The sequence below is a fragment of the Streptomyces sp. TRM68416 genome (genome assembly GCF_014596915.1).
Lineage (GTDB): Bacteria > Actinomycetota > Actinomycetes > Streptomycetales > Streptomycetaceae > Streptomyces.
Genome location: NZ_JACVWU010000059.1, coordinates 1 through 3,423, shown reverse-complemented (window position 1 = coordinate 3,423; position 3,423 = coordinate 1). Strand labels below are relative to the sequence as shown.

Genomic DNA, 3,423 nt, shown 5'->3' with positions numbered 1-3,423 from the left:
GGTGGTGGTACTTGCGGTGGACGGGCTCGTGGGCCATGTAGCCCAGCGAGTCGTGCATCCAGCCCATGTTCCACTTCAGGCCGAACCCCAGGCCCCCGCTGTCGGTGGGCCGGGTCACCCCGTCCCACGCCGTGGACTCCTCCGCGATCGTCACCACACCCGGGGCGCGCCGGTACACCGTCGCGTTCATCTCCCGGAGGAAGGCCACCGCGTCCAGGTCCTCCCGCCCCCCGTACACGTTGGGCGTCCACTGGCCGGAGTCGCGCGAGTAGTCCAGGTAGAGCATCGAGGCGACCGCGTCCACGCGCAGGCCGTCGATGTGGAACTCCTCGCACCAGTAGACGGCGTTGGCGACGAGGAAGTTGCGCACCTCGACCCGCCCGAAGTCGAACTCGTACGTCCCCCAGTCCGGATGCTCGGCCCGCCGTTCGTCACCCGGCTCGTACAACGGCTCCCCGTCGAACCGGGCCAGCGCCCAGTCGTCCTTCGGGAAGTGCGCCGGCACCCAGTCCATGATCACGCCGATCCCGGCCCGGTGCAGCGCGTCGATCAGGTACTTGAAGTCGTCGGGCGTACCGAGCCGCGACATCGCGGCGTAGAAGCCGGTGATCTGGTAACCCCAGGAGCCGGAGAACGGATGGTGGGCCGCCGGCATGAACTCCACATGGGTGAAGCCGAGGTCGTTGACGTACGCCGGGAGCACCTCGGCCAGCTCGCGGTAGGTCAACCCCGGCCGCCAGGACGGCAGATGCACCTCGTACACCGAGAACGGCGCCTCATGCACCGGGACCTCGCCCCGCCGCGCCATCCACTCCGCGTCGCCCCACGCGTAGTGCGAGGCGTGCACGACCGACGCGGTGTCCGGCGGGATCTCCGCGTACCGCGCCATCGGGTCGGCCTTGAGGAAGCGGTGGCCGTGCCGGGAGTGGATCTCGAACTTGTAGCGGGTGCCCTCGCCGACCCCGGGCAGGAACAGCTCCCACACCCCGGACGCGCCGAGGGAGCGCATCGGGAACGCCGTGCCGTCCCAGTGCGTGAAGTCCGTGGCGACCCGCACCCCGCGCGCGTTCGGCGCCCACACGGTGAACCGGGTGCCGGTGACGCCCTGGTGCGTCATCGGCTCGGCACCGAGCGCCTTCCACAACTGCTCGTGCCGGCCCTCCCGGACGAGATGCAGGTCCAGCTCGCCGAGGGCGGGCAGGAAGCGGTACGGGTCGTCGACCTCGTGCTCCCCGTCCGCGTACGACACCAGCAGCGTGTACGCGGGGATCGCGTCCAGCGGCAGTACGCCGGCGAAGAGGCCGTCCTCCTCGGAGACCAGGCGTCTGGCCTCGCCGTCGACCACGACGCTCACCGCACGGGCGAACGGCCGCAGCGTCCGGAAGGCGATCCCGTCGGGAACCGGGTGGGCGCCGAGCAGGCCGTGCGGGTCGTGGTGGGCGCCGGAGAGCAGCCGTAGCCGGTCGTCGGGGTCCAGGGGCGGGGCCGCGGCGCAGGCCGCCGGTCCGGAGGGCTCGGGGAGCGAGGTGTCGCGCAGTGCCATGGGGTCAGCCTCCCCGCACGGCGAGACGTTCGATCGCCGCCATCGGAACGGGAAGCCAGTCCGGTCGGTGTCTGGCTTCGTACAGCACCTCGTACACGGCCCGGTCCGTCTCGTAGGCCCGGAGCAGGCCGTGCTTCTTGCGCGGGTCCCAGCCGGCGGCGGCCGCGTAGCCCGCGCAGAACGCCTCCCGGCAGCGGAGCGCCCACTCCGGCCGCCACGGCCGGCGCTGCCGTGCCGCGTAGTCGAAGGAGCGCAGCATGCCGGCGATGTCCCGCACGGGGGAGTGGGCGCTGCGCCGCTCGGCGAGCGGGCGCGACGGCTCGCCCTCGAAGTCGATGACGAACCACTCGCGGCCGGCCCGCAGTACCTGGCCGAGGTGCAGATCACCGTGGACGCGCTGGGCGGGCGGGCCGGGGTCGCACGTGGTGAGCGCGCGGAACGCGGTCCGCAGCCCGGGCACGTAGGGCCGCAGCGCCGGGACGCAGTGCCCCGCGGCGTCCAGCCGCTCGGTCATCGCCGCGGCCGTCCGGGCGTTCTCCCGGCCGGCCCCGGAGGGGAAGGCCGAGGCCAGCGCCAGGTGCACCTCCGCGGTCGCCCGGCCCAGCTGGTGGGCCTCGGCCGTGAAGTCGTCGCCGGCGGCGAGGGCCTCCAGCGCCAGGGCCCAGCCGTCGGCCGCGTCGCGCAGGAACGGCTGCAGCACTCCGAGCGTCGCGTCCCACGGGCTGGTCGTACGGAACCAGGCGACCGGCGCCGGGACCCGACGGCAGCCCTGGCGGGCGAGCGCGCCCGGCACCTCCAGGTCCGGGTTGACGCCGGGCTGGATGCGCCGGAACACCTTCAGCACGAACGCGTCGCCGTACACCAGCGAGGAGTTGGACTGCTCGGCGTCCATCAGGCGCGGTGTCAGCCCGGCGGGCAGCGCGGGCGCGGAGGGGGCGGCCTCGAAGCGCAGGGGGCCGGCCGTGCCGGGATGCCGCAGCCGGTCCAGGAGGAGTTGGGCCGAGCGGAGGTCCTGCAACGCGTCGTAGACCGTCAGGCCCGCGAGCGGGCCTTCCTCCGCCCGTCCGATGAGGGCCCGGCCCAGGCGCGGCGAGGGGTGCTCGCGCACGCCGAGCAGCAACTGGTAGCAGTCGCCCGCCGGGACCGGGGTGTTGCCGCCGGGCGCGGGCACCGGCACATGGCCCGCGTGGACCAGCAGATGCAGACAGCCCGGGAACACCTCGGTCATGGACAGCAGGGCCAGGTCCGTGACGGGACGGTCCTTGCCCGCGAACCAGCGCTGGCGCGGCAGCCACTGACGCAGCAGCCCGCCGAGCGAGGCCATGACGTCGGCCACGGCCGGCGGACTCGGTTGCAGCAATGCGGTCTTCGGCATGGTGACGCGTCCTTTCATCGGCACACGCTCAAGGGCACACACTCAGGATCGGCGTCGGATACGGCCCGCGATCCGCGAGAGCCGGAACCAGTAGAAGCCGTGGCCTGCCAAGGTCAGCAAGTACGGCAGTTCGCCGATGGCCGGGAATCGCACCCCGCCGAACAGCTCCACCGGATGCCGGCCGTCGAACTCCCGCAGGTCCAGCTCGGTGGGCTGGGCGAAGCGGGAGAAGTTGTTCACGCACAGGACGAGGTCGTCCTCGTACTCGCGCAGGAACGCCAGCACCGCCGGGTTGGAGGACGGCAGCTCGGTGAAGGAGCCGAGTCCGAAGGCGGGGTTCTGCTTGCGGATCTCGATCATCCGGCGCGTCCAGTGCAGCAGCGAGGAGGGCGACGCCATGGCCGCCTCGACGTTGATGACCTGGTGGCCGTAGACCGGATCCATGATCGTCGGGAGGAAGAGGCGGCCGGGGTCGGCCGTCGAGAAGCCCGCGTTGCGGTCGGGT

At 72.7% G+C, this 3,423-nt stretch carries 3 protein-coding genes; all 3 read right to left on the bottom strand.

The features are described 5' to 3' along the window. Positions 1 to 1,543: 1,4-alpha-glucan branching enzyme (gene glgB, locus ICC28_RS39845; RefSeq protein WP_188293765.1), on the bottom strand; the 1,543-nt coding region annotated here is incomplete at its 3' end. A gap of 4 nt (positions 1,544 to 1,547) precedes the next feature. Next, on the bottom strand, positions 1,548 to 2,918 hold the full coding sequence (locus ICC28_RS39840; RefSeq protein WP_188293764.1) for a maltokinase N-terminal cap-like domain-containing protein: 1,371 nt from the start codon (positions 2,916 to 2,918) through the stop codon (positions 1,548 to 1,550). A 42-nt stretch (positions 2,919 to 2,960) separates the two neighbouring features. After that, on the bottom strand, positions 2,961 to 3,423 hold a 463-nt coding region (locus ICC28_RS39835; RefSeq protein ID WP_188293763.1), incomplete at its 5' end, for an alpha-glucosidase C-terminal domain-containing protein.